Genomic DNA, 5286 nt, shown 5'->3' on the forward strand with positions numbered 1-5286 from the left:
GTACGGATACCATTCAATCTAGTATCGACTTTGATATTGCCACTGTCGCCTACATTGAAAACCTGACACTAACAGGAACAGCAGTCAACGGTACTGGTAATGCTGGTGATAACGTCCTCACTGGTAACGATGGTAATAACACCCTAAATGGTGGTGCTGGAACTGACTTGCTGACTGGGGGAACTGGAAAAGATACTCTCACCGGAGGAGGAGGAGTGGAAGATATTGTTGGTGTTTATGATTTGTTTGACTACCGCAACTTAGCTGATTCTGTCTTCAACAGCTTTGATGTGATTACCGACTTCAATGCTTATATCGATTGGTTTGTTGTTACCACTGCACGTACCGCATTCATTGATATGGGACCTGTAGCTACTCTTGATGCTGCTGGTATTGCTGCTCTGTTAGATACCATGACTTTTACAGCTAACTCTGCTGCTCAATTCTCCTTTGGTAGTCGTAGCTTTGTGGCTATTAATGATGCTACAGCCGGCTTTAGTGATACCGATGATGCCATTGTTGAGGTGACAGGTTTTATAGGTATTTTGGGACCGAATAACTTTACCAATGTCTTAGTCTAGTTCTTGGTAGCTTTTAGGTAAACCAGATTGTAGAGATGTTTCATGAAATGTCTCTACATCTGTTTTGTAATTGATGCAATATGTAGGGGTTGCTGAAAGTAAATTTATTCAGAAGAATTTTAAATATTTAATGAAGGATAAATAGGAAATAAGTACCCAAGCAAAATTAATTTAACATATTGATTGAAAACCAAAATGCCTGTATTCCTTACCTGTTCCCTGTTCCCTCTCCTAACTATAAAATTTATTTTGCACGACTGCTTATATTAAGTAGGGGTTGCTGAGAAAGTCTTTCCGTGAGGGCATAGGAGTCAGGAGTCAGGAGTCAGGAGTCAGGAGGAGATTTGAAAATTTCTTTGCCATCTCTTGAAATCCCCAAAAATGCACACTTTTTCCGGTATACCCTTCAAAACCCTTGCACTAATTTCTGTGTTTATCAGCCTCTAACCTTTGATATATCAAGGTTTTAGGTTTATTCAGCAAACCCTAAATAAACCTAAGAGGATGTTTTCAAAGTAGTATATTGTGATTCTAATCACATTGCTACCCCCCTCACAGGGGTAGGTTTTTAATATTATTTAATATTAACTGTGAAGGCAGGATCAGGAAGACAAGGAAGGCTTGTCCTGAGCGTAGTCGAAGGGATGGACAAGGAAGATTTGATACGCACAACAGTATTTTAACGGACTTTTTTGGTTACCAAGAGCATCTGATTTTGTACGGTTTTCCTCCCTTGTCCACCTTGTCCACCTTGTCCACCAAGTCTTGCCCTCACGACAATGTAAAATACCTACCCTTGTGAGAGTCCCCAGTCTCCAGTCCCCAGTCACCTGTCATGTATTGGTATTGTGGTAAATTAATAGAATCAAAAACGCTGGAATTAAACATTAATGATCCAGGTTTGCTTTTTGGAGCTACAGTTTTTACAACTTTAAGAGTTTATGATCATTCCCTTGATCATAGTTTAACTAACTGGAAAGCTCATTGTTCACGCTTGCAATTAACTTTACAAACTTTCAACTGGCCAGAACCAAATTGGAATTTTGTGCGTCAAGGTGCAGAAATGCTTTTACAACATTTTCCCGTGATCAGAATTACTATTTTTCCCGATGGGAGAGAATGGATCACAGGTAGATTATTACCAGCAAACTTGACAGAAAAACAAAATAATGGTATAATTGCTGGACTTGCAAAACCAGAATTTGCCCGTTCTCTCCCCAAGCATAAAACAGGCAATTATTTGAGTCCTTGGTTAGCGAAAAATAATGGTCAAGCCGTAAACGCCGAAGAAGCGATTTTAATAGATAATGAGGGCAATTGGTTAGAAACCAGTACAGGTAATCTTTGGGGTTGGAAAGATGGCAGTTGGTGGACACCACCATTAGAAGTGGGAATATTGCCAGGGATAGAGCGATCGCACATTATCCAACATTTACAAAACCGTCAAATCACCATCCAGCAAGCACCTTGGACACCACAGCTAGTTAAAGAATTTGCAGCGATCGCCTACACTAACAGCGTTGTCGAGATAATTCCCATTCATACCGTACATCAGCCCACCGGATCGTTAGAATATAATCCTAAGCATCCTTGCTTTTTAGAACTTAAAGGATTATTTCTACCATGACAGGAACGCCATTTTGGTATATCTTAAGATAAGTTAACATAATTCTCATAAAGCCCTCTCTTATTTTAGAGACCTTACACTAACGCCCAAAAAATACAGGAGGATAGACCTCAGTGAATAAAAGATGGAGAAATGCGGGGCTATATGCGCTGCTGTTTATTGTAGTAATTGCTTTAGGGACTGCGTTTTTTGACAACCAACCCCCCCAAGTAGAAACATGGCGCTATAGTCAATTTATTCAAGAAGTTGATCAAGGCAAAGTAGAAAGAGTCAGTCTCAGTTCAGATCGTTCTACAGCAATTGTTACACCTAAATACGACCCCAATAAAAAGCGTGTCACCTTAGTTAGCGATCCAGATTTAATCAATACTTTGAGAGATAAAGGTGTTGATATTGCCGTATTACCCCAAACCGACGAAGGCTTTTGGTTTAAAGCACTGAGCAGCTTATTTTTCCCTGTATTGCTGTTGGTTGGTTTATTTTTCTTACTCCGTCGCGCTCAAACAGGTCCTGGTAGCCAAGCGATGAACTTTGGTAAGTCCAAAGCTAGGGTACAAATGGAACCCCAAACCCAAGTCACCTTTGGCGATGTAGCAGGTATTGACCAAGCTAAACTGGAATTAAACGAAGTTGTAGACTTTTTGAAAAACGCCGATCGCTTTACCGCTGTTGGTGCAAAAATTCCTAAAGGTGTATTATTAGTCGGACCTCCAGGAACTGGTAAAACCCTCCTCGCACGTGCTGTAGCTGGAGAAGCAGGTGTCCCTTTCTTCAGTATTTCCGGTTCTGAATTTGTGGAAATGTTCGTGGGTGTGGGTGCTTCCCGTGTCCGCGATTTATTTGAACAAGCAAAAACCAACGCTCCTTGTATCGTCTTCATTGATGAAATTGACGCAGTAGGTCGTCAACGGGGTGCAGGTTTAGGTGGTGGTAACGATGAACGGGAACAAACCCTCAACCAGCTATTAACAGAAATGGATGGTTTTGAAGGTAACACCGGCATCATCATCATTGCAGCCACCAACCGTCCTGACGTTCTCGACGCAGCTTTATTGCGTCCTGGTCGTTTTGACCGTCAAGTTGTGGTAGACCGTCCCGACTACGGTGGCCGTAGCGAAATTCTCAAAGTTCACGCACGGGGTAAAACCTTATCTAAAGATGTGGACTTGGATAAAATCGCTCGTCGTACCCCAGGGTTCACCGGTGCAGATTTATCTAACCTGTTAAACGAAGCCGCAATTTTAGCAGCACGTCGGAATTTAACCGAAATTTCGATGGATGAAATTAACGATGCTATTGACCGGGTGTTAGCAGGTCCAGAAAAGAAAGACCGAGTAATGAGCGAAAAGCGCAAAACCTTGGTTGCATACCACGAAGCTGGCCATGCTTTAGTTGGTGCATTAATGCCTGACTATGACCCTGTACAGAAAATTAGCATTATTCCCCGTGGTCGTGCTGGTGGTTTGACTTGGTTTACTCCTAGCGAAGACCGCATGGATACAGGTTTATATAGCCGTGCATATCTGGAAAATCAGATGGCCGTGGCTTTAGGTGGTCGTTTAGCTGAAGAAATTATCTTTGGTGAAGAGGAAGTTACTACCGGTGCTTCCAATGACTTGCAACAAGTAGCGCGAGTTGCCAGACAAATGATTACTCGTTTTGGCATGAGCGATCGCTTGGGTCCTGTGGCTTTGGGTCGTCAACAAGGTAATATGTTCTTAGGCAGAGATATCATGTCTGAGCGTGATTTCTCCGAAGAAACTGCCGCTGCCATTGATGAAGAAGTGCGTAAATTAGTGGATGTTGCTTACGCACGGGCTAAGGAAGTTTTAGTAAGTAACCGTCACATTTTGGATCAAATTGCCCAAATGTTGATTGATAAAGAAACCGTTGACGCTGATGAATTGCAAGAAATTCTGGCTAATAATGATGTGAGAACTGCTGCTTTTGCATAGTAGTTAATCAATTTAATCAGTTTTTCAGATGGGGGTATTTCTGTGGTTTCTGGAAATACCCCGATTTTTTTGATAGGGAAGACGGAATAGGAAGACAGGGAAAAATGTTCTGCTCAATGGAATTAGTAATAATTTAGGAGTATGGGTTTAGCACTACTAAAACCCTACAAAGATAAAAAGTCATTTTATGATCATTTTTCAGCACAAAATCTATGTTTTTTATCAACTCTTTAGAAAGTCAATTGCAACGCTGGAACGAAACAATTATTAAACAACCAAACAACCCTAATGTGTACATTCGTCGGGGAATGGTTTATTTTCAACTGGGAAAAATTCAAGAATCAATTACAGATTTTGATACCGCAGAAAAATTAGATGATCGAATTATTCCCTATCTTTGGCAACGGGGTTTATCTTATTATTATGCGGAAAGATTCGCCGAAGGTGCAAAACAATTTGAAATTGATTTAACTGTCAATGCACAGGATGTAGAAGAAACTGTGTGGAGATATCTTTGTATTGCTAGGTTATCGGGTGTGGGAGAAGCTAGAAATTCTTTATTACCTGTGAAAAATGATCCCCGGAAAATTATGCGTTGTGTCTATGATTTATTTGCGGGTAATCGTACAACTGATGATGTTTTGATTGTGGGTAAATCAGAAGGTTTAAAAGGTAATTTTTACAGTCATCTGTATTTAGGTTTGTATTATGAAGCTGAGGGGAATGAAGAGTTAGCAAAAGAGTATATTGTCAAAGCTGCGGATAAGTTTAAAATTGATGATTATATGTGGTATTTGTCGGTGGTTCATAAACAGGTGAGTGGGTGGAATTAGCAGAGGAAATAAATATTTATTTAAATTTCTTTAGAGAAATGCAAGAAAATATTTCTTTAGAGAAAAATTAAGTAGGGTTTGCTGAATAAACTTAAAACCTTGATAAATCAAGGGTTTCAGGTGGAAAATCAGGAAAAAAGTGCAAGGGTTTTGAAGGGTATACCGGAAAAAGTGTGCATTTTTGGGGATTTCAAGAGATGGCAAAGAAATTTTCAAATCTCCTCCTGACTCCTGACTCCTGACTCCTGACTCCTATGCCATCACGGAAAGACTTTCTCAGCAACCCCTAA

Annotated in this window: 4 protein-coding genes; all 4 read left to right on the forward strand. The window is 40.5% G+C overall.

What is annotated here, in order from left to right; genetic code table 11:
* Nucleotides 1-581 (forward strand): bluetail domain-containing putative surface protein (locus H6F47_RS26735; protein ID WP_277877185.1); only part of this gene is annotated, 581 nt, incomplete at its 5' end.
* Between the two features lie 835 nt (nucleotides 582-1416).
* Nucleotides 1417-2208 carry an aminotransferase class IV gene (locus H6F47_RS26740; protein ID WP_190651771.1) on the forward strand — a complete coding sequence of 264 codons (792 nt, stop codon included), beginning with the start codon at nucleotides 1417-1419 and terminating at the stop codon, nucleotides 2206-2208.
* Between the two features lie 113 nt (nucleotides 2209-2321).
* On the forward strand, nucleotides 2322-4163 hold the full coding sequence (gene ftsH3, locus H6F47_RS26745; protein WP_137668077.1) for an ATP-dependent zinc metalloprotease FtsH3: 1842 nt from the start codon (nucleotides 2322-2324) through the stop codon (nucleotides 4161-4163).
* Between the two features lie 212 nt (nucleotides 4164-4375).
* The gene (locus tag H6F47_RS26750) at nucleotides 4376-4996 is read left to right on the forward strand and encodes a hypothetical protein (RefSeq protein ID WP_190651773.1); all 621 of its coding nucleotides are present in this window, start codon (nucleotides 4376-4378) and stop codon (nucleotides 4994-4996) included.
* Nucleotides 4997-5286: the final 290 nt, after the last annotated feature.

Source organism: Sphaerospermopsis sp. FACHB-1094 (assembly GCF_014696195.1).
Lineage (GTDB): Bacteria > Cyanobacteriota > Cyanobacteriia > Cyanobacteriales > Nostocaceae > Sphaerospermopsis > Sphaerospermopsis kisseleviana.

What these genes read in the sequence shown, in the direction of transcription:
- H6F47_RS26750 (WP_190651773.1), top strand. Translation starts at nt 4,376, where the DNA reads ATGTTTTTTATCAACTCTTTAGAAAGTCAATTGCAACGCTGGAACGAA.
- H6F47_RS26740 (WP_190651771.1), top strand. Translation starts at nt 1,417, where the DNA reads ATGTATTGGTATTGTGGTAAATTAATAGAATCAAAAACGCTGGAATTA.